General features: G+C 66.4%; 1 protein-coding gene. It reads right to left on the bottom strand.

What is annotated here, in order from left to right:
• Positions 1-797 (bottom strand): condensation domain-containing protein (locus A5622_RS23095; RefSeq protein ID WP_232003027.1); only part of this gene is annotated, 797 nt, incomplete at both ends.

The raw sequence follows: 797 nt of genomic DNA, 5'->3' as shown, positions 1-797 counted from the left end.
GCCAGCACATGCTCATCCTCACCCACCCGGAAAAGCCGCGCCCGCACCGGAATCTCCCGCGCCAGATCGAACGGGTGTCTCACCATTTCCTCAATGGCCCCGCCCAGCTGCGCCACCGACCAGGAGGCGGCGTCAACGACGTCCCAACCCGCATCGGCCTGCTCGGCAGAAATGACCACCTGCTGTGGCGTTCCGCCGGGCGCTACAAACAAGGTGCGCAGGGTCTCGTGGCGGGCCACCACATCAGCCAGGGCCGCCCCCAACGCCTCGGCCTTCAAATCGCCTTGCAGTCGCAGCACCACCGGCATGTTGTAGACCGGCGACGGCCCCTGCAACTGGTCGATGAACCACAACCGCGACTGCGCAAACGACAACGGAACAACCGCAGGCCGCGCGACCGGGATTAAAGCCGACTGTGGCCGCCGCCTCGCATCACTGATACGCGGCGCCAACCGGGCCACCGTCGGCGCCTCGAACACCGCCCGCACCGAAAGGTCGGCGCCCAAGTTCGCGTTGACCGCGGCGACCAGACGCATCACCGCCAACGAATCCCCGCCCAGGTCGAAGAACGAGTCGTTGATCCCGACCCGCTGCACGCCCAGGACGTGGGCGTAGATGTGGGCGAGGATCTCTTCGATGGGATTGCGGGGAGGCTGATATTCAGCAGCGCTGTATTCGGGTGCGGGTAGCGCGCGGGTGTCGAGTTTGCCGTTGACCGTTAGCGGCATGGCGTCGAGGACCACGATCGCAGCCGGCACCATATAGGCCGGCAACAGCTCACCCAGCCGAGCACGAGC

It is taken from the genome of Mycobacterium sp. 1245801.1 (assembly GCF_001673055.1).
GTDB classification, from domain to species: Bacteria; Actinomycetota; Actinomycetes; order Mycobacteriales; family Mycobacteriaceae; genus Mycobacterium; species Mycobacterium europaeum_A.
Note: the sequence above shows the minus strand (reverse complement) of the source record. Positions and strands in the feature narration are given on the sequence as shown.